This is a genomic window from Thiosulfativibrio zosterae (assembly GCF_011398155.1).
Lineage (GTDB): Bacteria > Pseudomonadota > Gammaproteobacteria > Thiomicrospirales > Thiomicrospiraceae > Thiosulfativibrio > Thiosulfativibrio zosterae.
Window position 1 is genome coordinate 589851 of sequence record NZ_AP021888.1, and the last position, 21778, is coordinate 611628.

The following is a 21778-nucleotide window of genomic DNA, read 5'->3' on the forward strand; positions in this document are numbered from 1 at the left end:
CATCCAGTCTAATTGTTTTGAGATATTTTGATACACATTCTCACCAAGGGTATGATCTTCCAGGTCACCATTTATCTCAATTAATCGTCGAAACTCTTCCCCGTTTACCAAAATCACTTTTAAGCCTTAATTTACCCAACACTACATTTTTATATGCATTGGGTCTTCATCCTTGGTTTGTCAAAGACTTTACTAATCTAGAATCATTTAAAGAAGAATTGGTTGATCATAATGTTTCAGCAATTGGTGAAATTGGTTTAGACTTTTTTCCAGATTACCTTCCGTTTAAGCAAAAACAGTTGGTGTTATTTGAACAACAGCTTTCTATTGCTTTAGAACTGAATTTGCCAGTTTCAATACATTGTCGTGCTGCTTTTTCAGAGCTTTATAAGTTGCTCATTCAGTATCCTGTGAAAGGTTGTTTGCATGGTTTTATGGGTAGTTATGAACAAGCAACCCAATTTACAAAATTAGGTCTAAAAATTGGTATTAATGGGGTCGTTTGTAGATCCAATGCAAATAAATATCATCGACTAGCTCGGGAATCTTTGCTTTCTTCTATTGTTTTAGAATCCGATTTTCCTTATGTGACTGATCGTCAGAATAATCCTTTATTGGTAGATAGTGTTGCGTTCTCTATTGCTGCGCTTCGTAAGATGCCGCTGGATGAATTAGTTGAAACCACTTATGATACTGCAACAAAAATATTTAAGGGGTGTGAATGAAGCCATTATTTGAAAGAAGTTTGCTGATTTTTGATGAAGCAGGTATTACTCGATTACAAAATGCGCATGTTTTGGTGGCAGGTGTCGGAGGTGTTGGTGGTTTTGTTATTGAAGCTTTGGCGCGCGCGGGTATTGGTGAGCTAACAATTATTGATCATGACCAAGTGTCTCCCTCAAATTTAAACCGCCAGATTATTGCTTTGGAGTCCACCGTTGGACTTAACAAGGTTGATGTCATGAAAGATAGAATTCTGTTGATCAACCCAGATTGTAAGGTAAATACGCTGGCTTCATTTATAACACCTGAGGCAATGCCTGAATTATTAACGCAATCTTTCAGTTGTGTGGTGGATGCCATAGATAGTTTAAATTGTAAGGTAGCACTGGTTAAAGCCGCTTGTGATGCTCAGGTGCCTGTTTTTTCGAGTATGGGAGCAGGTCGGCGTACTGACCCAAGCAAAGTGATGGTCAGTCGTTTAGACAATACTCATACTTGTGGTTTGGCTCGTAATATGCGTCAGCGTTTAAATAAACACAAAACGGCTTCAAAAATTCCTGTGGTATTTTCAACTGAATTACCACTGCCGCCAGGTCCAATGGAAGACATCGAAGGTGCAAGAGGGCGTGTTGTGAATGGTACAGCCAGTTATATGCCGGGTATATTTGGTTTAATGCTGGGTGGATTAGTAATTAATTACCTTGTTAAAGAAGATAATAAAGGTTAAGGGGTTTGAAATTGATAAAGGCCGCCTGTCTTGACCGACTGGTAGGCATTTTGAATGGTTTGGTCTTTTAACATTTTTTGAATGCTTGCTTTCAGAATTGGCTGACTTTGTGAAAAGCTCATGCCTGCTTTGATTGCTGGATCATAAAGCAGTTTTAACATCACATAGTCTAATCCCGTTAAATAATCGAGTTTACTCGCATCATTGGCAATGCTTGGATTCACCCAGTCAGAATCATTGGGTAATCCAAGGGCTTGGGTGGTTTCTTCCACAATACAGGCTGGTAAAAGCCCACGGCTCATCGCATGGTCAACGGGTATGACCACGCTGGCTTGTATAATTTCATGATGCTGGTTTCGTTTAAAACTGGCGATACAATTGGATTCTTTCGCTAAATAACCCATCTTTGAGCCTGCCCATTTTTCAATGGTTGTCTTAAAATAAGCGTCTTTGGTTAAGATGATTCTAAAATTGGGTTTATCTTTAAGATGACTTTGTTTTATAGCGTGGTTCGTGATGCTGGCAAGATGATTCATTTGAACTTGAGCCATTTCTTCGATTAAAGGAATGGGTCCTTGAAGATGCTCGTAGCTTAATTGATAAATAATCGGCACTTGCCATTTTACAATTCTGAGATCTGTTTTTTGATATTCGTTTTTCAATGCAACTTCGTTAAAGGCGCGTTGAATGTACTCAGGGTCTTGCCAATCAGTCAAAGCGTTGGCCTGGCATATCCCACTGAACAAAGCCAAGCTAAGTGGCAAATGCATGGCCAGTCGCAAACTAACTGAATTAAATAATGCCATTTTTGCCTCAAATTTGACCAGGCCTGGTCATTTTAAACCTAATAATGGCTTTAAATAGTGGCCAGTGTAAGAATCAGGATGCTTGGCAATGGTTTCTGGTGTGCCGGTGGCGATAATCATTCCGCCGCCTGAACCGCCTTCAGGGCCAAGATCGATAATCCAGTCGGCGGTTTTTATCACATCTAAGTTATGCTCAATAATAACAATTGTATTACCTTGGTCACGCAGGTTTTGAATAACTTTTAACAGCAATTCGATGTCATGAAAGTGCAGACCTGTCGTCGGTTCATCCAAAATATAGAGCGTATTGCCAGTATCTCTTTTAGACAATTCTTTGGCTAATTTGACGCGTTGCGCTTCTCCACCCGACAAAGTGGTGGCGCTTTGTCCTAAACGAATATAGCCTAAGCCAACTTCAATCAGCATTTGCAGTTTACGAGCAATGACTGGAATGGCATCAAAGAAGGCGCGTGCATCTTCAACGGTCATGTCCAAAATTTGGTGAATATTTTTGCCTTTGTACTCAACGGCTAAAGTTTCACGATTATAGCGCGCGCCTTGACAAACATCGCAAGCCACATAGACATCGGGCAAAAAGTGCATCTCCACTTTAATAACGCCATCCCCTTGGCAAGCCTCACAGCGTCCACCTTTCACATTAAAACTAAAACGCCCAGGTGTATAGCCTCTGGTACGAGATTCAGGTGTGGCAGAGAGCAGTTCTCGTATAGGAGTAAATAAGCCGGTGTAGGTGGCGGGATTTGAGCGAGGCGTTCTGCCAATGGGGCTTTGATCGATATTCACTGCTTTATCAAAGTGTTCGATACCTTCTAGTTTTTGATAAGGGGCAGGTTCATGCATCGCGCCATTGAGTTTGTTGGCGACAATCTTAGACAAGGTTCCGTTAATTAATGTAGATTTGCCCGAGCCAGAAACGCCGGTGACGCAAGTGAGTAAGCGTGCTGGAATTTCAAGGGTGACATTCTTTAAGTTGTTACCCGATGCGCCAATAATGCGCAACCACTCTTTCGGGGTGGGCAGTCTATTTTCTGGCACTTCAATTTTTCTTGAGCCATTCAAAAATTGCCCCGTTAAAGAAGCGGGCGTATCCATGATTTGTTGTGGCGTACCTTGCGCCATAATGCGCCCGCCATGCACACCCGCTCCAGGGCCTATGTCTAGTACATAGTCTGCCGCTCGAATGGCATCTTCATCATGTTCAACCACTATGACGGTATTTCCTAGGTCTCGCAGATGAATTAGGGTCTGTAGTAAACGGTCATTGTCGCGTTGATGTAAGCCAATAGAAGGCTCGTCTAATACATACATGACACCGACGAGGCCAGCCCCAATTTGACTGGCTAGGCGAATGCGTTGCGCCTCTCCACCGGATAGTGTGTCGGCACTGCGGTCAAGGGTTAAATAGTTAAGACCTACATTCACCAAGAAAGACAAACGGTCGCGCACTTCTTTAATGATTTTGTCAGCAATTTGACCTTTAGCACCTTCCAATTCCAGTTGATTGAAGTAAGCCTGCAATTCGCCAACGGGTAAGTGAGTGAGTTCTGGTATGGTTCGATTGTCAACAAACACATGGCGTGCGATTTCGTTTAAGCGCGTCCCATGGCAGCTTTTACAGGGTTGTGACATCCGATATTTGTCGAGTTCATCGCGCACGGTTTTGCTGTCTGTTTCAGCATAGCGACGCTCCATATTGGGAATAACCCCTTCAAAACGACGCGTGTCGCTATAACGACCATGCGGCAATGGAATTTTTTTGGTGCCAGAACCGAATAGGATGACATTTTGATGCGCCTCACTTAGAGAGTCCCAAGGGGCTTCAATATCAAACTTGTAATAGTCAGTGACGGCTTTCAGGATATCGTAATAATATTTATGGCGTCTATCCCAGCCACGGATCGCACCACCCGCCAAACTGAGTTCGGGGTGAATAATAACGCGATGCGCATCAAAGGTTTCTTTAATGCCAAGACCATCACAACTTGGGCAAGCGCCATGTGGATTGTTAAACGAAAAAATACGCGGTTCTAACTCAGGAACCGAATAGCCACAATGCGGGCAAGCAAAGCGTTCTGAGAATACTAAATGAAAATCATCGGCTTCGTCCATGGGGACAATTTCAGCAATCCCATCGGCTAAATGAAGTGCTGTTTCAAAAGATTCCGCGAGGCGTTGCTTTATATCTTCACGAATCTTAAAGCGGTCAATGACCACATCGATGTTGTGTTTTTTGTTTTTATCAAGCGCAATAGAGCCCTCTAAATCATGCAGCTGGCCGTTAATGCGTGCGCGTATAAAACCTTGTGCTTTCAGTTCTTCCAGCAGATTGACATGCTCACCTTTTTTGCCACGCACCACTGGTGCAATCAGCATACATTTGGTTTCGGCAGGCAGTTCAAGGGTTCTGTCGACCATTTGACTGACGGTTTGCGCCTCTAGGTCGCAGCCATGCGTTGGGCAGCGCGGCGTGCCCGCACGTGCAAATAGCAGGCGCAAATAATCATAAATTTCGGTTACCGTACCAACGGTCGAGCGCGGATTGTGAGAGGTGGATTTTTGTTCAATTGAAATGGCCGGAGATAACCCTTCGATATGATCGATATCGGGTTTTTCCATCACCGATAAAAATTGGCGCGCATAGGTCGAAAGCGACTCGACATAACGGCGTTGCCCTTCGGCATAAATCGTATCAAAGGCTAAAGAAGATTTGCCTGAGCCCGATAAACCGGTAATCACAATCAGTTTATCTCTTGGCAAAGTTACATCAATATTCTTTAAATTGTGTGTACGAGCCCCACGAACAATGATCTCTTCTAACATGCTAAACCCGCGCTGAATAAAAAGCGCATTATAACAAAACAAAAAAAACTTAAGTTTTTGATTTATTTGTCGTTAAACACTATAGAATAAAAATACTAGACAAAATAAAGAAAATTTTATCGGCTCGGCAAGGGAAAAGTTCGAGAAGGAATTTAATTATGGCGAATACAATTACAAATATGCCAAGCAATATTGCACAGTTATTGGGCAATACCGATGGCACCAAAAATGCCAAGGAACAGAATACTCTGTCACCTGCGCAACAGTCAGCCAATCAAAAAGCACAAGACTTGTTGTCTAAACAGCCGAGAGATGAATTTTCACCCTCTGCCAAAGGCTTGCAAGCGGCTGCATCCATTGAGAAATATCAAAATACCTACGCTTATAGCCAAACCATGAGTATGTCTTTGACCACTCAAGAGGGCGATACGGTGAAGGTAGATTTTCGTCAGCTTTATGCACAATATCAAGAATACAAAAGCGAGCAATCTGCCGAAACGGGCCCTAAAGGAGCTCGTATGTTTGAATCTAAACAAGCGATGGAAGCCACCGCTTTTGAAGAGCAATTTGGGTTTTCGGTTGAGGGTAATCTCAACGAAAATGAACTCAAAGCCGTTTTTGATGTGTTTGAGCAGGTCGATAGTTTAGCCAATGAGTTTTATGGCGGTAACATCGAAGCGGCTCTGCAAAAAGCACAAGACTTGAATGTTGATTTTGGGCAGATCAAAAACATGAGTTTGGATTTACAAAAATCTGAATCTCGCTCCACCAGTTATCAGCAAGCGGCAGCCTATAAAGGGGTTGCCCAAACCCCTGCAGATGCTCAACAAAAACCTGCGGATGACGAACAAGCCGCTGGCAATATTGCAGACTTGCCTCCCTATTTACAAAAATGGCAAGATGCGATTAATAGCTTAAACGAACGGTTTGCCAATGCCCGTGCCGCATTTGATGAAATGATGTCGGGTGTTACGGCACAGCGTTTTCCAGAGCAGGATACTCAGCCTGGCTGGTATGAACGCATTAAAGGTTTTCACGATATGTTAGCGGAAGCGGCAAATCTAGATAAAATCACACTGGCACCGAGCGGGGTAGAAATCCCAACAGGTCCATTGGTTTCTGATGCGGAAAGTGCTACCGAAAACATGACAGAAAATGGTGAAGAAAATAGTTCAGAAACCCCTAAAGAAACTGCCTAGTCAGGCGATAACTTAATTAGTGGTTAGGGTTTCGCAGAAAATCCAAAATCCCTCAAAAAGGAGAGCGGCCGAAGGTGATGAAAATCTCTTCGGCTTTTTCGTTTTAATGGTTTAGTTTTTATGGTAGTTTCGTGCGCCAAAAATATCGGTACCAATTCTTACTAGGGTTGCACCCTCGGCAATCGCCGCTTCTAAGTCACCTGACATGCCCATTGATAAAGTATCCAGCTTAGCTTCAGGAAAGGCGGCTTGGCAACGGGCAAGTAGTTCACGCATTTTGGCAAAAGGCTGGCGTTGCTGTTCAAAGTCGGTTGCTATTTCAGGAATGGCCATGAGTCCGCGGCATTCTAGATTTTTCATCGCCATGATTTCTGGCAAAACGCTACAAACTTCCTCCGGGCTAAATCCAGCTTTACTCGCTTCTTGGCTGATATTCACTTCCAATAAGATGTGCAGTTTTCCCAATTCAACAGGGCGTTGATCATTTAAGCGTTGCGCTATTTTTAAACGGTCTACGCTGTGAACCCAAGCAAAGTTCTCTGCAATGGGTTTGGTTTTATTGGACTGAATCGGGCCAATAAAATGCCACTCCAAATCTGGGCGCAGGGCAATTTTTTCCAACGCCTCTTGCACATAGTTTTCACCAAAACACTGTTGGCCTTGTGCGGCAATCACATTCACCGCTTCAATCGGTTTGGTTTTGCTGACAGCCAAAAGCTGCACTTCTGGCTTGTGGTAGGTTTGTTGTGCCTGTTGAAGGCGTTGTTTAACAGTTTGATAATTATCGATTAAAGTATTCATAAGGGGTTTATTAGCGTTTCCTAATTAAGTGGGCTTATTTTGCGTATTAATTTATTTCATTATTCGTAAGAGTTTAGCAGGCGTAAAATGAAAAAGTTAATAAAACAAACAGGAAGTTGCATGAAAAAAATAAAATCCAGTGAAGCCAATTACCCCTACACAGATAAACTCTCTAGAGATATGTATGAACAGCAAAAAATCTTGCTACAAATAGAGCTCTTAAAATTACAAAAATGGATGAAGCAAACCGGCAACCGCATGGTGGTTGTTTTTGAGGGGCGTGATGCGGCGGGCAAAGGTGGCACCATTAAAAGGATTACCGAACATCTTAATCCGCGTGGTGCGCGTGTTGTGGCTTTGGATAAACCCAGTGAAAGCGAAGCGGGGCAATGGTATTTTCAACGCTATATTCAGCATTTGCCAACATCAGGTGAGATGGTGTTGTTTGACCGTTCTTGGTATAACCGTGCGGGAGTGGAACGCGTCATGGGGTTTTGCACACCGCCAGAATATAATCAGTTTGTGCATCAAGCGCCAGAGTTTGAGCGCATGGTCACCGCCAGTGGCATTAGCCTGATTAAGTTTTGGTTTTCGGTGGGGCAAAAAGAACAATTACGCCGTTTTAACGCCCGTAAGCATGATCCGCTTAAACAGTGGAAACTCAGTCCAATGGACTTGGCCTCATTAACGCGTTGGGATGAATATACCAAAGCCAAAGAAGATATGTTTTTCTACACCAATACCAATGAAGCGCCTTGGACAGTTATTAAATCGAATGATAAAAAGCGTGCCCGTCTTGAAGCCATGCGCTTTTTACTGTGTCAATTTGATTATGACGGCAAAGACAAAGATGCCATAGGCGTGGTAGACCCTTTGATTGTGAGCAGTGGCGAAGATGTCTTTAAAGAAGATTAAACAATATTAAAAAATAAAATTTATGAAAAGGAATCATTATGCATTTTGAAACTCGCGCCACGGATATTCTTAACCGTTTTAAAAGAATGCTCACCCCCGAGGCCTTAGACGCCATTACTGAAGAACACTTTAGCGAGCTAGAAACGCTCATTGAAGCTGCTTTGGGATCGGTTCACGCCGAAGCCAAACACAATGCCGCCAAGCGGTTAGAGCGTTTGGCGCATGAGCTCAGAATTGAATCGGGCAATGCCAGTTAATTGAATCTTAACTAATTTTAATGACACGCCAAGAGGCGGGGATTTTCCAGAGTGCTTCGAGTTCTGTTAAGTTCCCTTCAAAACAGCCTGGCAAACCCAGCGGTGAGCAAAGCCGATTGGGAATACGCCAGTCTTCTAGCAAAGGACTAGCACCTATTGCATGGGCTGCGCTCTCAGGCCAGCTGTCCAAGATAAATTTGGCCGGTTTAACCTGAAAGGGGAAGGTGGTTTCACTTTCTAGGACCATTACCAGTTGCCAATCTGATTTGAGTTGCTGAGCCAATCGAAATCCCAGCGCTAAGGCCGAACTTGAAACCCATAAGCAGAGCGTGGAATGGTTGGATGCATTGTCTGGCGAAAGGTGATTTTGAGCATAAAAATCCTCCAAAAATAACCAGGCCTGGTTGTTTTTAGGCGGTTTTTCATGCAATTCTAAGGTTTGAGGTGCGTTGTTATCGGTTTGTACCAAAAAGCTGATATTCCGACCCGATTGCATAAACAGCTGCAAAACTTCATCATCGATCACCAGCTGGTAATTCAGTGGCAGTTCTTGCGGGTGCTCCATCACATAATGCCACAGGACATAACCCTGGGCTTGGGGTGCGGTACTTTGAAGTTGTGCGCAGTTCATCACATTCAATTCAAACGGGGTTGTTACGATACACCGGACGGCCTTGGAAATAGGTCGCTTCAATTTGGGCATTAAAATGCCAGCCATCAAACGCAGTATTTTTTCCGGCGCTGACCATATCGGCTTTGTTCAATTGCCATGGAGCATCGGGATTAATAATACTAAAGTCTGCCGATAAGCTGGTTTCTAAACTGCCGGTATGAATGCCGAGCACTTCCGCTGGATTCACAGTCACCGCACGAATCGCGGTGATTAAATCTAAAGTGCCATCATCCACCATCTTCAACACCAACGGCAAAAGGGTTTCTAAACCACTCATGCCTGGCTTGCTTTCGCCAAACGGCAAGAGTTTATCATCACGCCCTAGCGGCGCATGGTCGCTGACAATGGCATCAATAATGCCAGTTTTCACGCCGGCAATCAGCGCATCACGATCAGCATGGCTGCGTAACGGGGGGGTGACATGGAAGGTAGAATTAAAACCAATCACATCATAATCGGTCAATAACAGTTGGTGAATTGCTACATCACAGGTCACGGGCAATCCACGCTTTTTGGCTTCCGCAATCATGTCGACCGAACGCGCAGTGGACAGTTGCGAAAAATGCGCTCGCACACCGGTTTCTTCAACCAACACTAAATCGCGTGCTAAATCAGTGGTTTCGGCAGATGCAGGGATGTCGGCTAAACCTAAGCGTGAAGACACTGCGCCACTGTGGGCAACGCCATTGTTTTTTAATGACTGATTTTCGCAGCGATTCATGATTAAAATATCTAAGCTGGCCGCATAGTTCATGGCATTTTTAAGGGTTAAAGCGTTTTGCAGTGGCTGATTGGCTTGGCTCATGGCGACACAACCCGCTTGTTTTAGCGAGTACATATTACTCAAGCGTTCGCCTTTTAAACCTTGCGTTAAGGCGCCAATCGGTAATACAAATGCGGTGGCTGCTTGGCGCGCACGGCGTTGAATCAGCTCGGTCACGGCTTGAGTGTCGTTGACCGGAGCGGTGTCCGGTGGGCAACAAATCGTGGTAACGCCACCTGCCACAGCGGCTTTGGTTTCCGTGGCAATATTGCCCTGAAAATTACCACCCGGTTCCGACAAACGGGCGCACAAATCCACCAGGCCTGGCAAAATCCACTTGCCAGTGGCATCAATTTCTTGGTCTGCAGTGCCAAATCCTTCGGGGGCTGTATCGCCTATGCCGGCAAAACGTCCCCGCGAAATATACAGGTTGCTCACACAGTCTAAGTTTTGGGCTGGGTCAATGATGCGGGCATTGTTAATTTGCAATCTCATTGGGCGTTCTCCATATCAAATGACTCATTTTGTGCTTGTTGTGCGGCAGCCAGTTCTTTGGCGTTTTTTACCAGAATCGACATAATGGCCATACGCACCGCAATTCCGTAGGTTACCTGCTCCAAAATGACCGATTGCGGGCCATCGGCAACCGCAGAGTCAATTTCAACGCCACGGTTAATTGGACCTGGGTGCATCACGATGGCATCGGGTTTGGCATAGGCCAAGCGCGCTTCATTTAAACCATAAAGGTTAAAGAACTCTTTTTCGCTGGGCAATAAAGCACTTTGCATACGTTCATTTTGTAAGCGCACCATGATAATGACATCCACGCCATCCAAGCCTTCTTCCATATTGTCATAAACATGAACACCCAAAGCGGCGGTGTCTGCTGGCAACAGCGTTTTGGGGCCGATGATGCGAATTTCGCGGGCTTCTAAAATACTCAAGGCCTGGATTTGTGAACGCACCACGCGTGAGTGCAGAATGTCACCGATGATAGCGACTTTCAAATCAAAAATATCGCCTTTGTGTTTGCGAATGGTGTACATGTCCAGCATGGCTTGGGTAGGGTGAGAGTGTCTGCCATCACCGGCATTAAGCACATGAATGTGTGGCGCTACATGTTGCGCAAAAAAGTGCGCAGCACCACTTTCACCATGCCGAATCACAAACATATCTGCCAACATGGCCTCTAAGTTCCAAAGGGTGTCGAGTAGGGTTTCGCCTTTTTTGGTGGAGCTGGTTTCTATATTGAGGTTAACCACATCGGCTGATAAGCGTTTTTCAGCAATTTCAAAGGTGGTGAGGGTGCGTGTGCTGGCCTCAAAAAACAGGTTCATAATGGTTTTGCCATGTAAGTCGTCCACCTTTTTGATGGTGCCGGTGGCTTCATCGACAAAACTTTTGGCGACATCTAAAATCTCTAGCAAATGATGTTGCTTTAAACCCTCAAGGGTTAAGAAGTGATGCAGCTTGCCTTGGGCGTTGAGCTGAATATTGGGCGTAGACAATCGCATGGTTGGCTCCTTAAAAATCCACTAGAGAGGGGCTGACAAAGATGAGGGTGATTGGCTGGCAAAGGTTTCGTTAAGCCAGCTTTGTAAAATGACTTGGGCAGCGTGGTCGTCGACCATCGTAAAGGTCGATTTGCGGCGTGTTTCGGCTTCGCGCGAACTGAGCTGTTCTTCAATAAAAAACACCGGGCGCTGGTAACGACCACTGAGGCGCTGTCCAAATTTTCGTGCCGATTGGGTGATGGTTTGTTCTTCACCGCTCAACCACAAAGGCAAGCCAACCACGATGGCGACGGGTTTCCAGCGTTCAAAGAGTTGGGTGATGTGTGCCCAGTCTGGCACGCCGTCACGACTTTTTACGATGGCTTCAGGGCTGGCTGTTTTGGTAATGGTTTGTCCAACCGCGACGCCAATGCGTTTGAGTCCAAAATCAAACCCCAATACCAAACCATCAACTTCGCTGGGCGTTTTGGCAAACTTGATTTTTTTGGGGGCAGGCGACTCAGTCATGGCCGGCTTCCATGCTTAAAAATTCGGGGGCGATGCCTAAAGTGCCTAAAGCCACGCGCCATTTGTCATGGGTGGGGACTTCAAATAGCAGAGATTCGTTGTAGGGAATCGTTAACCAACTGTTGCCTTGAATTTCATCGGCCAGTTGACCTTTTTCCCAGCCAGCAAACCCTAAACAGGCAATGAACTTTTGCGGGCCAGTGCCTTCGGCGATGGCTTTCAATAAGTCCTCCGAAACAGACATCACTAAACCATTCTGCAAAGGCAGAGATTTTTGCCAAGATTGTCCAGTGTCTTCATGCAGAATAAAACCATGTTCAACTTCTACCGGTCCGCCCAAAAGCACTTTTTGGTCTAGGTATGGCAGGGTCTGGTCGGCATTGAGGGTGAAATGTTCCAGTAGATTTTCAATGGTGAACGAATGGGGCAAATTCAGGGTTAAGCCCATCGAACCGTACTCGTTGTCTTCGACAACATAAACCACGGTTTTATCAAACCAACTATTGGTTAAAGTCGGCATGGCTATGAGAATTTGATGTTCGAGAGAGTGCTGTTTAGTCATAGGGATAAATTATAACAGCTTAATGCGTTGTCGCATCTGGGGTGTGAAAAAAAAGTTGCCTTGTGTATCGATGATAAACACCTGACTGATTCCCATGTTCAACGCAACCGTTTGCCAATCTTTGCCCGCAATCATCAAGGCTGTGGCAGCGGCATCTGCCCTAGTAGCATCTGGGTGAATCACGGTTACTGAGGCAAATACCGAGGCGGGTTGAGCGGTACGGGGATCTAAAATATGGCTAAAGCGTTGTCCTTGCCATTCAAAAAAACGCTGATAAGTGCCGGAAGTCACCACGCTTTCATCGCCTTGCAAGTCTAAACTGGCAATGGCTTGTTCGGGCGCTTGGGGGTTTTGGATGCCAATATGAAAAGGCTGGCCGTGTTTGCTGCCAATAATACGCATATCGCCACCAATATCGACGATGGCATTTTGAATGCCGTTTTGTTTGAGGGTGTTAATGGCAAGGTCTAACGCCAGCCCCTTGGCATTGCCGCCAAAATCTAAAGAAACCTTGGGATTGCGACATTGAAGTTGATTGCCCACAAAAGACACATCGGCAATCGATGGATGCTGAGCTAGCCAATCTTGCAAAGCTGATTTGCTGGGCGGTGGGCCTTGCCAATTTTCGCCGTGAAATCCCCATAACTTAATCAGACTGCCGATGCCAGGGTCAAATAAATACCCAGATTCTTTGGCGAGGGTTTGCGATTTAAGCACAAAGTTTTTGACGGAATCGGCCACTTCAATAGGTTGTTGTGCGGCAATGGCTTGATTAATTTTACTGAGAATACCGCCCTTGTCCCAGGCATGCCAGTCTTGATGAAACTGATAAAATTCTGCTTCAATCGCTTTGATGGCCAGCTGAGCTTCTTGCACTTGTTGCGGGTTTTCAGGAAATAAACTCAAATTAACTTCGGTACCAAAGACCAGTATTTGGTGTTTAATAGGCTGGGGAGTGGAGGGGCTGCAACCCAATAACAGCAGCAGTCCGCTGAGCAGGGCGAGTTGAGCGATAAAGCGCATGAATACTGGCATGGGAATTCTTTGGTCTAATGATTTGGACAATATGATAAATTAATCGTCGCGACAGCATTGCAAAATTGAATATTTCGGGCGTAAATTCAGCGAATTTTAACCAGGCCTGGTCAAAATTGGGGGCAAAATGGCACATCAACACAACCATCATTCCGGCAAAGCTGAGCAGGCTCACTCGCACGACCATCATGGCCATCACCATCATCACGACCACAGTCATTTAACCGGCACTAAATTGCTGATCACCATTGTGCTCAATGTGGTGATTACGGTTGCCCAAGTGATTGGGGGATTAATTTCGGGCAGTTTGGCCTTGTTGTCGGATGCCTTGCATAACTTCAGTGATGTGGTGGCCCTGGTGGTGGTTTATGTTGCCAATCGGATTGCTAAGCGCGCACCCACCGCCCATAAAACCTTTGGCTATAAGCGTGCCGAAGTGCTGGCGGCTTTATTCAATGCCGCTATTTTGGTGGGCATAGGTGTTTTGTTGGTGTTTGAAGCCATTGACAAATTTTTTCATCCGCAAGCGATTGAAGGCGTTTGGGTCATTGCGTTAGCGATACTCAGCATTATTTTGAATTGGGTCAGTGTGATGCTCATTGCCAAGGATGCCGAAGACAACACCAATATTAAAGCGGCCTATTTGCATTTGTTAACCGATGTAATGACTTCGGTGGGGGTGTTGATCAGCGGAATTTTAATTTGGGCGTATCAACTCTATTGGGTGGATGCTTTAATGACCATTATCATTGCAATTTATCTGATTTATGCGTCTTGGGATTTATTGCGCCAAACCGCCAGTGTGTTGATGTTGTTTACACCGGCGGGCGTGGATGTAGACCAACTGGTGGCGTTGGTAGATGAGTTTGAAGAAATTGACAATATCCATCACATTCATATTTGGCAGTTAGACGACCATGAAATTCACCTGGAAGCCCATCTAGATTTTAAAGAGGACTTACCGCTCAGCCAAGTGACCCAAATCGTGCAAACCCTAGAGGCCCAAATCAAGGCGCATTGTCGTATTAATCATTTTAACTTTCAAACCGAATTTGGGCGCGCAGACTGCAAAGACTTAATTAACCAAGCTACTTAAGTTTCTCTAGCGTTTGAGTTTTGGGTTTAAAACCCTAAGCGATCTTCTAGTTTATCCAAGGCGACTTGGGCACAAGCTTCGTCTTTTTCGCCACCCGGTGCGCCACTCACGCCAATTGCGCCAATGCGACTGCCGCCGCTGATAATGGGTAAACCACCCACCATCATCAAAATACCTTCAACATGATTGAGTTCAGGGCGAATATCCCCGCGTTGCGCGCGAAAGTCGCCCGACTTTAAACCCGACATAATGGTGGCATTGGCTTTTTCTTCAGCAATTTGTAAAGTGAATTTAGAGGCAAAATCATCTCGCAAAGCCACCCGTTGATTGCCATGTTTGTCCACGACCACCGCACTCACCGAATAGCCTTTTTCTCGACAGGCCATAATGGCTTCTGAAGCCAAGTCGCGTGCTAAAGTCATGCCAATATTGCGTTCTTCAAGCACTTCGGTTGCACTGGCTGTCAGCGGCATCAAACATAAAAACGCTAAGCTAAGATGGACAGATTTTTGTAGCAACATAGATAACTCCTTTACCAGATTTCATCAAACTAACATTCAATCACACTCACGGCTAAACCACCCAGCGAGGTTTCTTTAAATTTGTGCGACATTTCTAAACCGGTTTGTTTCATCGCATCAATACAACCATCTAAAGGCATAAAATGCTCGCCGTTACCTCGCAAAGCTAAAGATGTCGCGGTGTAGGCTTTGATTGCGCCAAAACCATTGCGCTCAATGCAAGGCACTTGTACCAAGCCTTTTACAGGATCGCAGGTCATGCCTAAATGATGCTCTAAGGCAATTTCGGCGGCGTTTTCAATTTGCTCAGCTGTGCCACCGCGCACGGCGCAGAGTCCCGCCGCCGCCATGGCCGATGCCGAACCGACTTCTGCCTGACAACCCAGTTCTGCGCCAGAGATAGAGCTGCGATATTTAATAATCGCACCGATGGCACTGGCGGTCAGTAAAAACTCACGCACCTGTTCTGGCGTGCCGTTTTCGTGATGTACAAAATAATACAATACCGCCGGAATAACGCCCGCCGCACCATTGGTGGGGGCGGTCACCACCATGCTGCCCGCGGCATTTTCTTCATTCACCGCCATGGCATAAGCGCACAGCCAGTCGTTTAAACTCACGCCCACTGGGTTTTGAATGGCATCAAAGAGTGCCTTGGCGCGGCGTTTAACCTTGAGCCCGCCGGGTAAAATGCCCTCTGTTTTCAGACCACTTTGCACACAGGTTTGCATGGCTTGCCAAATGCGATCCAATCCGGCATTGAGCTCTGCTGCGGTTAAATATTGCAACTCATTGGTTTGTTTCATCTGCGCCAAGCTTAAACCAGAGGATTTAGCCATTTTAAGCATTTCTTTGGCGGAGGTCAGCGGATAAATACAACTGGTGCAAGCGCCAGAGCGTGCGGTGATGACATTAGGATTTTGCATCTCCTGCAAAGTGGTGATAAAACCACCGCCAATTGAAAAATAGGTTTCGCTTAGGCACGCATCTTCGCCATGAGTCAGGGTCAAAATCATGCCATTAGGATGTTCGGCAAGCGGTGGGCCTTGGTCGAAAATAATGTCATTTTTAGGATTAAATTGGATGTTATTTAAAGGTAAGTGCGTAGATTGCCATAGAGAGTCAATGAGTGTGGTCACTTCTTGTTCAGCCAGCTCTAAAGGCGTGTAACCATGAAGTCCTAAAACCACGGCTTTATCAGTCGCGTGTCCTTTGCCAGTAAAAGACAGCGACCCTTTTAAAGTGCATTGCAGTTTTAACTGCGAAGTGGGCGGGTGGGTTGCCAGAAAATCGGCTATCAAAGTCATAAACTGATTCGCCGCTAACATCGGCCCCATGGTATGAGAACTGGAAGGTCCTATGCCAATTTTAAACAACGATAAAACACTGACAAACATGGCAAACCCTCATCAACAAAAGCGTGAAACTTGATTCTAAAAGGGAAGCGAGCAAAAGTCACGAGGGTTTTAGAGAAGATTTATCATTTAAAAGCGCAAAGGTTTGTTGAAAATGTTCGCTGTCGCCCAGTAGCTTGATGAAGACAGCGCTGAGTTGTAGGTCTTCAGTGTGGCTTTCTGTTGGGTGGTATAAACGGTCACCAATAATGGGATAGCCGGCTTGTGACAGGTGAATGCGAATTTGGTGTTTGCGACCGGTTTCGATATTCACCTCTACCAAAGAACGCTTGCGCTCGACATCAAACGCTAAACGCTTGGCGTGACTGATGGCGGGTTTACCATTGACGGGGGAATCATAATCTTGCGGATTTTCTGGAAACTCGCCTGCCACCCAGGCCTGGTAGATTTTAACGATTTTTCGCGCTTCAAACAGCTTGCGCAAGGCCACGGCGGTTTGGTGCGAGTGGGCAACCAGCATCAGTCCGTCGGTGGCCTTGTCTAGGCGGTGAATCATTAAGCAGGGTTGATTGGTTTTGCCCGGCACATTCAGTTGAATCCAACGATTGAGGGTATTGTGGTCGCTCCACTTAGATCCCTGCGAGCGCATGCCTTTGGGTTTTATCCACACGCTGTAATCGCCTAGGTCAGCAAATAATTGGGGATCGCTGACGCTTTCATTGAGCACTTTTTCGTCATAGTACAAATACAAAATATTGCCAGCTTGCAAGGACTTTTTGGCACGGCGCAGGCGTTGCGGTTTGCTGTCTTCTGCATTCAAAGCCAGCCAAACCGCACCTTTTTGCATGACGGTTTTGAGATGTTGTTTGGAAAGCCCGAGCGTTTCTGGCATGGCCGCTAGCGCATCAATGGCGCTGATGCCATCTTGAGTGATCAGCAACTGTGCTTCAAATGGTGAATGCATTATTGGGCTCGCACCGAGAAAGTATCGGTTGCTTTTAATTTAAGCACCTGCGCATTGGGCGTTTTGTGGTCGAGTAGCCATGCCATTTCGCTTTCGAGATCGGCATCGTCCAGCACTTTTTGCCAAACGCGGGCATCGGCATTCCAGCGATAGCCGCGGGCGCGCAACAGGTCTTTAATGTCAAACGGCGCACCCGCGGCTTTAACCAGTGATTTGGCTTTGCGCACCATAGGCAATAATGCGCCCAAAGCGGGTTGTTGGGTTTCACCAATTGGGCAAGACAGCAGTTGGGTGAGGGCTTGCACATCGTCTAGCGCACGATGCGCATCGTAGAAAAACTGTCCGACTTTCCAACACAAAAATTCTTGGCTTTTGGAACCCACGCCAGCCAAGCCCAACCAATCAATTTGCGCGACCGAACAGCCCCAAACTTTTTGGCTAAAAATATCGTGGTAGCGTTCCACCACTGGGCGGTCAAACCCGGCATTGTGCGCCACAATCAATTGCACATCAGCCATTTGTGCTGCCACAAAATCCCAGTCAATGTGATGGCCTTCAACATCCTTATCGGTTAACCCCGTGACCGAGGTGACTTCGGCACTGATGTGACCTTCGGGTTCGTTTAAAAAGTTTTGACTTTCTAGCACACGGTATAAATAACCCTGCGAATCAAATTCCACAATTTGATAGCCCAGTTCAATCACCTCACACACTGCTGTGTCGAGCCCGGTGGTTTCGGTATCTAAAAAGCACACCTTGTGCAAGGGCGTGGTAGTATCGGGGCTATTGAAAAGTGTTTTGGGTTGCAGACGGCTCAACACTTGAAAATCGGGCGAGGCGCTGAGTTGTTGCAGGCAGTGGTTAATATCGGGGGTTGCGGTCATGGATGGGCTCGGTGGGTCAGTTGTAATAACCACAATTTTAGCCGATATTGCCAGCGCACAAAAGTTGCTAGCCATAAAAGTTGTATTTGAGTGCTGAAAGAACCGTGATAACTCAAGCGACATTCCAGCCACAAAAAATGTCCATGTTGCTGAATTTTGAAAAGGCTAAGGTTATCAACCTTGTCGGGCCAATGTTGTGAAAGGGCTTTGGGCACATAACCCAGCAGACTATCGTTAAACCAAATTTTCAGAGCGTGGGCATCATATGGATTATCGGGTTCGGCTTGAATGCTCAATGGCGAATTTGGCTGTAATTGGTTAGACGCAAAACATGCCGCCGCATCATAATAAAAAGTGCCTTTAATCGGAAACCTTAAACTTTGAGGTCTTGCCAGCATTTATTTATCCCGTAAGAATGTCTAAAATGAAGTTTGCAATATAGCAAAGTCGAGTCAAACCATGTCAAATAAAGTCAATTCTCATGCTGTCCTGTCAAACCGCTTGGCAGTTTCTATCTCCGGTTCAGGCGGCAGCGGTGCGCTGACCACGGGGCAGATTTTGTTAAATGCCTTTGGTCTTGCTGGTTTTTATGGCGTGATGAATCGCTCGTCTGGCCCGCAAATTCGTGGTGGCGAATCGGCGGTGATGTTGTCCTTGTCTGACCAACCGCTTGAACTTTTGCCTGATGTGTTTCAAGTGCACTTTGCCTTAGATTGGCGCAACTTTGAACGCTTTGCCGATGAAATTCCGCTTAATCAAAATAGCTGGGTTTTTTTCGATAATTCTCGCGAAAAACCACCAGGCCTGGTTGAAAAAAGTGGTGCAAAGGTGCTGGGTTTGAATTTAAGTGCTACCTTAAAAGATTTGCCTGATGGGCGTGCTAATATGTTGGCTTTGGGCATTTTGGCAGCGTGGGTTGGATTGGATATTGCTGTTTGCGAACAGGCGTTGCGCAAAACGCTGGGAAAAAAGGGCGATGCGGTATTGAGTTCGTCGCTGGCGGCTTTGCAAGCGGGTCAGGCTTTGCTATTAGCCAAGTTGCCATCGCAAAATGTTTTGGCTAACTGGCAAGCGCAACCCGCATCTAAGTGGTTGATGTCCGGCAACGAGGCAGTCGGTTTGGGTGCTTTGCAAGGTGGCGTTAGATTTGCGGCGGCTTACCCGATTACACCAGCCACTGAAATTGTGGAATATTTAGCGCCCCGAATTGAAAAACTGGGTGGTCACTTATTGATAGCCGAAGACGAATTGGCCGCCATTAATATGGTTATCGGTGCTAGTTTTGGTGGCGTGCCGGCCATGACATCCACTTCGGGCCCTGGGTTTTCCTTAATGACCGAAGCCATGGGCTTGGCAATTGCCAGCGAAACGCCTGTGCTGGTGGTGAATGTAATGCGTGGTGGGCCTTCGACTGGCATTCCCACCAAGTCTGAGCAAACTGACCTCAATCAAATTTTATACGGATTTCATGGCGAAGCACCCCATGTGGTGCTTGCGCCCATCAGCATTGCCGATTGTGCGCCCTGTGCTTTTTGGGCCACCGGCTTGGCAGAAGCCTTGCAAACGCTGGTGGTTTTAATCAGCGACCAGCGCATTGGGCAGTCTAAAGCCATTTTAGAACCCCTAACCTTTAGTGACCAACCCTTGAAGCGCCAAACATTAGCGCAAGGGGAGCTCAGCGACTATCAACGCTATGCCTTGACTGAATCCAGTATTTCGCCCATGTCGGAACCTGGCCTGATGGAAGGCATTTATACCGCGGATGGACTGGAACATAATCCATCGGGTTTGCCTTCCTCGCAAGCCCTTGACCATCAGCAACAACTTCATAAGCGTGCCGCCAAACTCAATCAATTTGATTATGGCGAGCACTGGGCTTGGAGTAAAGCCTATGCTGTGCCCAACTCAGCTCGACAAATCTGTTTAGTCACTTGGGGTTCTAGCACGGCGGTGTGCCAAGAAGCCGCTTTGCAAATGCAAACTGCAAGAGTCAGTGTGCAGGTGTTGGCCTTGCGATTGTTGATGCCGCTGCAGGTGGCTGAGATTCAAACGATTTGCAAAAACCAAGAGGTTTGGGTGGTTGAACAATCAGCTTCAGGACAATTTATTCACTATTTGTGGTCGCAACAGGCCATTCCAGCCACAGCGCAATCAATTGCTCAAGCAGGGCCTTTGATGATTTCGGTACGGCAAATTTTGGATGCTATTTTGGGAGAAAACCATGAGTGATTCATCTACCTTAGACATCCCGGTGCAAGTGACCACACCTATTTTAAAACCCAATGATTATTTGTCTAACAATCACCCGGTTTGGTGCCCGGGGTGTGGGCACTTTTTTGTGCTGCGCGCGCTCACCAAAGCCTTGGCTTGGCTTAAAATTCCCAATGAGCAAATCGGTTTGATTTCGGGGATTGGCTGTTCGTCACGCTTGCCTGCCTATATGAATGTCTATGGATTTCATGGGGTGCATGGTCGTGCTCTAGCCATGGCAGCCGGTTTAAAAATGGCGCGCCCAGAATTGACGGTTTTGGTGGCGGGCGGTGATGGCGATGGCTATTCGATTGGCGGCAATCACTTTTTGCACGCCTGTCGGCGTAATATGGATATGACCTATATCGTAATGGATAACGAAGTTTATGGCATGACCAAGGGTCAACCTTCGCCGACCACAGCACCGGATTGGCACAGCAAACTTGCCCCTCTAGGCACCGGCATTAACGCCTTTAATCCGCTGGGCATTGCATTGGCAGCGGGGGCGAGTTTTATTGCACGCGGCTATGCGGGCGACCCGAATGCACTCACGCAAATTTTGACGCAAGCCATTCAACATAAAGGCTTTTCACTGGTGGAAATCAAAAGCCCTTGTGTGACTTTTAGACCGGAACAAAAAGCCTGGCAAAAATCTATGCGTTCCATGAATGTTGAACCCACCGACGATAAACAAATCGCCGCGCACCATTTAGCGGGTTCAGACGGCTTTGACACGGGCATTTTTTATCAAGCCGATTTGGCAGTGTATCCCGGTGACAGCCTTGCGCCAAATCCTGAGTCTTCGACCGCGTTGACAAAATTACTGGCAGAGGTCACTTTATGAAAATTACCCGCGGACATTTAGGCGCTCAAGCCACTCGCAAACCCGCCAAAAACTTTGGTTGGGTGCTCGCCAGTATTGATGACATGATTGAAGAAACGCGCTATTTTTGTAACGCCTTTTCGCAAACCCTGCGAGCACATCACAATGAAATGGCGGCCAATATTTTTGAACAAGCCGCCCTGGGATTTGAACAAGAAGCGCAACTCTTAGAAAGACACAAAGAAGGCAAGATTCTGCCAGATATCGCGCCCTGGGAAATGCCACACCCCGACTATGAACATCCGGTGAATTGGTTGATGGACGCGGATTATCTCATTAACGAAGCTCAAGCGTGGAAGCTGGTTGAAAGGCTGGTGCAAATTCATCACTGCTATTACAACCACCTCAAAGCAACCCACAATATCGCCGAAACCCTCAGCTTGGTGAGCGAGTTGCAAAGCCATTGTTATCATTGTGTAGAACAAGCCAGACACGCCCAACAAATAAGTTCGTCATCACTCACACCCAGCGATCTTGATCCACCATTAGACCAGAGTTAGGC

The 21778-nt window shown here is 46.3% G+C and carries 23 protein-coding genes; 9 read left to right on the forward strand and 14 right to left on the reverse strand.

Annotation, left to right across the window (positions count from 1 at the left end; translation table 11 throughout):
• The first annotated feature begins 17 nt into the window (after positions 1 to 17).
• Both THMIRH_RS02460 and THMIRH_RS02465 read left to right on the forward strand, forming a co-directional pair.
• Positions 18 to 725: a TatD family hydrolase gene (locus THMIRH_RS02460; protein ID WP_173290427.1), complete on the forward strand. Its 708-nt coding sequence runs from the start codon at positions 18 to 20 to the stop codon at positions 723 to 725.
• Positions 722 to 1450, forward strand: a complete 729-nt coding sequence (locus tag THMIRH_RS02465; RefSeq protein WP_173290429.1) for a tRNA threonylcarbamoyladenosine dehydratase — start codon at positions 722 to 724, stop codon at positions 1448 to 1450. The genes THMIRH_RS02460 and THMIRH_RS02465 overlap by 4 nt, the downstream gene beginning before the upstream one ends.
• Here the strand turns inward: THMIRH_RS02465 and THMIRH_RS02470 are convergent.
• Positions 1447 to 2256 carry a DUF2927 domain-containing protein gene (locus THMIRH_RS02470; RefSeq protein WP_173290432.1) on the reverse strand — a complete coding sequence of 270 codons (810 nt, stop codon included), beginning with the start codon at positions 2254 to 2256 and terminating at the stop codon, positions 1447 to 1449. The genes THMIRH_RS02465 and THMIRH_RS02470 overlap by 4 nt on opposite strands.
• A gap of 27 nt (positions 2257 to 2283) precedes the next feature.
• A complete protein-coding gene (gene uvrA / locus THMIRH_RS02475) occupies positions 2284 to 5097 on the reverse strand; it encodes an excinuclease ABC subunit UvrA (RefSeq protein WP_173290434.1) in 2814 nt (937 codons plus the stop codon).
• Positions 5098 to 5255: 158 nt separating this feature from the next.
• On the opposite strand from uvrA, the gene THMIRH_RS02480 reads away from it, so the two are divergent.
• On the forward strand, positions 5256 to 6296 hold the full coding sequence (locus THMIRH_RS02480) for a hypothetical protein (RefSeq protein ID WP_173290436.1): 1041 nt from the start codon (positions 5256 to 5258) through the stop codon (positions 6294 to 6296).
• A 111-nt stretch (positions 6297 to 6407) separates the two neighbouring features.
• On the opposite strand, the gene THMIRH_RS02485 is transcribed toward THMIRH_RS02480, so the two are convergent.
• Complete coding sequence (locus tag THMIRH_RS02485; RefSeq protein WP_173290438.1) at positions 6408 to 7097, reverse strand: YggS family pyridoxal phosphate-dependent enzyme; 690 nt, start codon at positions 7095 to 7097, stop codon at positions 6408 to 6410.
• 120 nt (positions 7098 to 7217) lie between these two features.
• Between THMIRH_RS02485 and ppk2 the strand changes: the two genes are divergently transcribed.
• Positions 7218 to 8012, forward strand: coding sequence for a polyphosphate kinase 2 (ppk2, locus tag THMIRH_RS02490; protein WP_173290440.1), 795 nt, complete (start codon positions 7218 to 7220; stop codon positions 8010 to 8012).
• Between the two features lie 38 nt (positions 8013 to 8050).
• Positions 8051 to 8269 carry a hypothetical protein gene (locus THMIRH_RS02495; protein WP_243831475.1) on the forward strand — a complete coding sequence of 73 codons (219 nt, stop codon included), beginning with the start codon at positions 8051 to 8053 and terminating at the stop codon, positions 8267 to 8269.
• Between the two features lie 7 nt (positions 8270 to 8276).
• Here THMIRH_RS02495 and THMIRH_RS02500 read toward each other — a convergent pair whose 3' ends face one another.
• Genes THMIRH_RS02500 through THMIRH_RS02525 form a run of 6 tightly spaced genes read right to left on the reverse strand, consistent with a single transcriptional unit; the run spans position 8277 to position 13323 of the window.
• Complete coding sequence (locus tag THMIRH_RS02500) at positions 8277 to 8900, reverse strand: hypothetical protein (RefSeq protein ID WP_173290442.1); 624 nt, start codon at positions 8898 to 8900, stop codon at positions 8277 to 8279.
• Between the two features lie 10 nt (positions 8901 to 8910).
• Positions 8911 to 10200: a dihydroorotase gene (locus THMIRH_RS02505; protein WP_173290444.1), complete on the reverse strand. Its 1290-nt coding sequence runs from the start codon at positions 10198 to 10200 to the stop codon at positions 8911 to 8913.
• Positions 10197 to 11219, reverse strand: coding sequence for an aspartate carbamoyltransferase catalytic subunit (locus THMIRH_RS02510; RefSeq protein ID WP_173290446.1), 1023 nt, complete (start codon positions 11217 to 11219; stop codon positions 10197 to 10199). Before THMIRH_RS02510 ends, THMIRH_RS02505 begins: the two co-directional genes overlap by 4 nt.
• Before the next feature lie 21 nt (positions 11220 to 11240).
• Positions 11241 to 11726, reverse strand: a complete 486-nt coding sequence (ruvX, locus tag THMIRH_RS02515) for a Holliday junction resolvase RuvX (protein ID WP_173290448.1) — start codon at positions 11724 to 11726, stop codon at positions 11241 to 11243.
• Entirely contained in the window at positions 11719 to 12288 is a 570-nt protein-coding gene (locus tag THMIRH_RS02520; RefSeq protein ID WP_173290450.1) for a YqgE/AlgH family protein, read from the reverse strand. Before THMIRH_RS02520 ends, ruvX begins: the two co-directional genes overlap by 8 nt.
• A gap of 9 nt (positions 12289 to 12297) precedes the next feature.
• Positions 12298 to 13323, reverse strand: a complete 1026-nt coding sequence (locus THMIRH_RS02525; RefSeq protein WP_173290452.1) for an FAD:protein FMN transferase — start codon at positions 13321 to 13323, stop codon at positions 12298 to 12300.
• 127 nt (positions 13324 to 13450) lie between these two features.
• Between THMIRH_RS02525 and THMIRH_RS02530 the strand changes: the two genes are divergently transcribed.
• Entirely contained in the window at positions 13451 to 14419 is a 969-nt protein-coding gene (locus THMIRH_RS02530) for a cation diffusion facilitator family transporter (protein ID WP_173290454.1), read from the forward strand.
• Between the two features lie 26 nt (positions 14420 to 14445).
• On the opposite strand, the gene THMIRH_RS02535 is transcribed toward THMIRH_RS02530, so the two are convergent.
• The 5 genes from THMIRH_RS02535 to THMIRH_RS02555 are packed head-to-tail and all read right to left on the reverse strand — an operon-like array spanning position 14446 to position 18541.
• Positions 14446 to 14940: a GlcG/HbpS family heme-binding protein gene (locus THMIRH_RS02535; protein ID WP_173290456.1), complete on the reverse strand. Its 495-nt coding sequence runs from the start codon at positions 14938 to 14940 to the stop codon at positions 14446 to 14448.
• A gap of 29 nt (positions 14941 to 14969) precedes the next feature.
• Positions 14970 to 16337: an L-serine ammonia-lyase gene (locus tag THMIRH_RS02540; protein WP_173290458.1), complete on the reverse strand. Its 1368-nt coding sequence runs from the start codon at positions 16335 to 16337 to the stop codon at positions 14970 to 14972.
• Between the two features lie 58 nt (positions 16338 to 16395).
• On the reverse strand, positions 16396 to 17259 hold the full coding sequence (locus THMIRH_RS02545; protein WP_173290461.1) for a pseudouridine synthase family protein: 864 nt from the start codon (positions 17257 to 17259) through the stop codon (positions 16396 to 16398).
• Positions 17259 to 18143, reverse strand: coding sequence for a 3'-5' exonuclease (locus tag THMIRH_RS02550; RefSeq protein WP_173290463.1), 885 nt, complete (start codon positions 18141 to 18143; stop codon positions 17259 to 17261). Before THMIRH_RS02550 ends, THMIRH_RS02545 begins: the two co-directional genes overlap by 1 nt.
• Positions 18140 to 18541 (reverse strand): HIRAN domain-containing protein, encoded by a 402-nt coding sequence (locus tag THMIRH_RS02555; protein WP_173290465.1) that lies wholly within the window; start codon positions 18539 to 18541, stop codon positions 18140 to 18142. Before THMIRH_RS02555 ends, THMIRH_RS02550 begins: the two co-directional genes overlap by 4 nt.
• 61 nt (positions 18542 to 18602) lie before the next feature.
• On the opposite strand from THMIRH_RS02555, the gene THMIRH_RS02560 reads away from it, so the two are divergent.
• From THMIRH_RS02560 to THMIRH_RS02570, 3 genes are read left to right on the forward strand one after another with little or no spacing between them, the layout of a single operon-like run.
• Complete coding sequence (locus THMIRH_RS02560) at positions 18603 to 20372, forward strand: 2-oxoacid:acceptor oxidoreductase subunit alpha (RefSeq protein WP_173290467.1); 1770 nt, start codon at positions 18603 to 18605, stop codon at positions 20370 to 20372.
• On the forward strand, positions 20365 to 21237 hold the full coding sequence (locus THMIRH_RS02565) for a 2-oxoacid:ferredoxin oxidoreductase subunit beta (RefSeq protein WP_173290469.1): 873 nt from the start codon (positions 20365 to 20367) through the stop codon (positions 21235 to 21237). The genes THMIRH_RS02560 and THMIRH_RS02565 overlap by 8 nt, the downstream gene beginning before the upstream one ends.
• Positions 21234 to 21776: a hypothetical protein gene (locus THMIRH_RS02570; RefSeq protein WP_173290471.1), complete on the forward strand. Its 543-nt coding sequence runs from the start codon at positions 21234 to 21236 to the stop codon at positions 21774 to 21776. Before THMIRH_RS02565 ends, THMIRH_RS02570 begins: the two co-directional genes overlap by 4 nt.
• The last annotated feature ends 2 nt before the right edge of the window (positions 21777 to 21778 follow it).

What these genes read in the sequence shown, in the direction of transcription:
- THMIRH_RS02535 (WP_173290456.1), bottom strand. Translation starts at nt 14,940, where the DNA reads ATGTTGCTACAAAAATCTGTCCATCTTAGCTTAGCGTTTTTATGTTTG.
- THMIRH_RS02485 (WP_173290438.1), bottom strand. Translation starts at nt 7,097, where the DNA reads ATGAATACTTTAATCGATAATTATCAAACTGTTAAACAACGCCTTCAA.
- THMIRH_RS02505 (WP_173290444.1), bottom strand. Translation starts at nt 10,200, where the DNA reads ATGAGATTGCAAATTAACAATGCCCGCATCATTGACCCAGCCCAAAAC.
- ruvX (WP_173290448.1), bottom strand. Translation starts at nt 11,726, where the DNA reads ATGACTGAGTCGCCTGCCCCCAAAAAAATCAAGTTTGCCAAAACGCCC.
- ppk2 (WP_173290440.1), top strand. Translation starts at nt 7,218, where the DNA reads ATGAAAAAAATAAAATCCAGTGAAGCCAATTACCCCTACACAGATAAA.
- THMIRH_RS02555 (WP_173290465.1), bottom strand. Translation starts at nt 18,541, where the DNA reads ATGCTGGCAAGACCTCAAAGTTTAAGGTTTCCGATTAAAGGCACTTTT.
- THMIRH_RS02525 (WP_173290452.1), bottom strand. Translation starts at nt 13,323, where the DNA reads ATGCCAGTATTCATGCGCTTTATCGCTCAACTCGCCCTGCTCAGCGGA.
- THMIRH_RS02570 (WP_173290471.1), top strand. Translation starts at nt 21,234, where the DNA reads ATGAAAATTACCCGCGGACATTTAGGCGCTCAAGCCACTCGCAAACCC.
- THMIRH_RS02500 (WP_173290442.1), bottom strand. Translation starts at nt 8,900, where the DNA reads ATGAACTGCGCACAACTTCAAAGTACCGCACCCCAAGCCCAGGGTTAT.
- THMIRH_RS02565 (WP_173290469.1), top strand. Translation starts at nt 20,365, where the DNA reads ATGAGTGATTCATCTACCTTAGACATCCCGGTGCAAGTGACCACACCT.
- THMIRH_RS02480 (WP_173290436.1), top strand. Translation starts at nt 5,256, where the DNA reads ATGGCGAATACAATTACAAATATGCCAAGCAATATTGCACAGTTATTG.
- THMIRH_RS02470 (WP_173290432.1), bottom strand. Translation starts at nt 2,256, where the DNA reads ATGGCATTATTTAATTCAGTTAGTTTGCGACTGGCCATGCATTTGCCA.
- THMIRH_RS02545 (WP_173290461.1), bottom strand. Translation starts at nt 17,259, where the DNA reads ATGCATTCACCATTTGAAGCACAGTTGCTGATCACTCAAGATGGCATC.
- THMIRH_RS02465 (WP_173290429.1), top strand. Translation starts at nt 722, where the DNA reads ATGAAGCCATTATTTGAAAGAAGTTTGCTGATTTTTGATGAAGCAGGT.
- THMIRH_RS02540 (WP_173290458.1), bottom strand. Translation starts at nt 16,337, where the DNA reads ATGTTTGTCAGTGTTTTATCGTTGTTTAAAATTGGCATAGGACCTTCC.
- THMIRH_RS02530 (WP_173290454.1), top strand. Translation starts at nt 13,451, where the DNA reads ATGGCACATCAACACAACCATCATTCCGGCAAAGCTGAGCAGGCTCAC.
- THMIRH_RS02550 (WP_173290463.1), bottom strand. Translation starts at nt 18,143, where the DNA reads ATGACCGCAACCCCCGATATTAACCACTGCCTGCAACAACTCAGCGCC.
- uvrA (WP_173290434.1), bottom strand. Translation starts at nt 5,097, where the DNA reads ATGTTAGAAGAGATCATTGTTCGTGGGGCTCGTACACACAATTTAAAG.
- THMIRH_RS02495 (WP_243831475.1), top strand. Translation starts at nt 8,051, where the DNA reads ATGCATTTTGAAACTCGCGCCACGGATATTCTTAACCGTTTTAAAAGA.
- THMIRH_RS02520 (WP_173290450.1), bottom strand. Translation starts at nt 12,288, where the DNA reads ATGACTAAACAGCACTCTCTCGAACATCAAATTCTCATAGCCATGCCG.
- THMIRH_RS02510 (WP_173290446.1), bottom strand. Translation starts at nt 11,219, where the DNA reads ATGCGATTGTCTACGCCCAATATTCAGCTCAACGCCCAAGGCAAGCTG.
- THMIRH_RS02560 (WP_173290467.1), top strand. Translation starts at nt 18,603, where the DNA reads ATGTCAAATAAAGTCAATTCTCATGCTGTCCTGTCAAACCGCTTGGCA.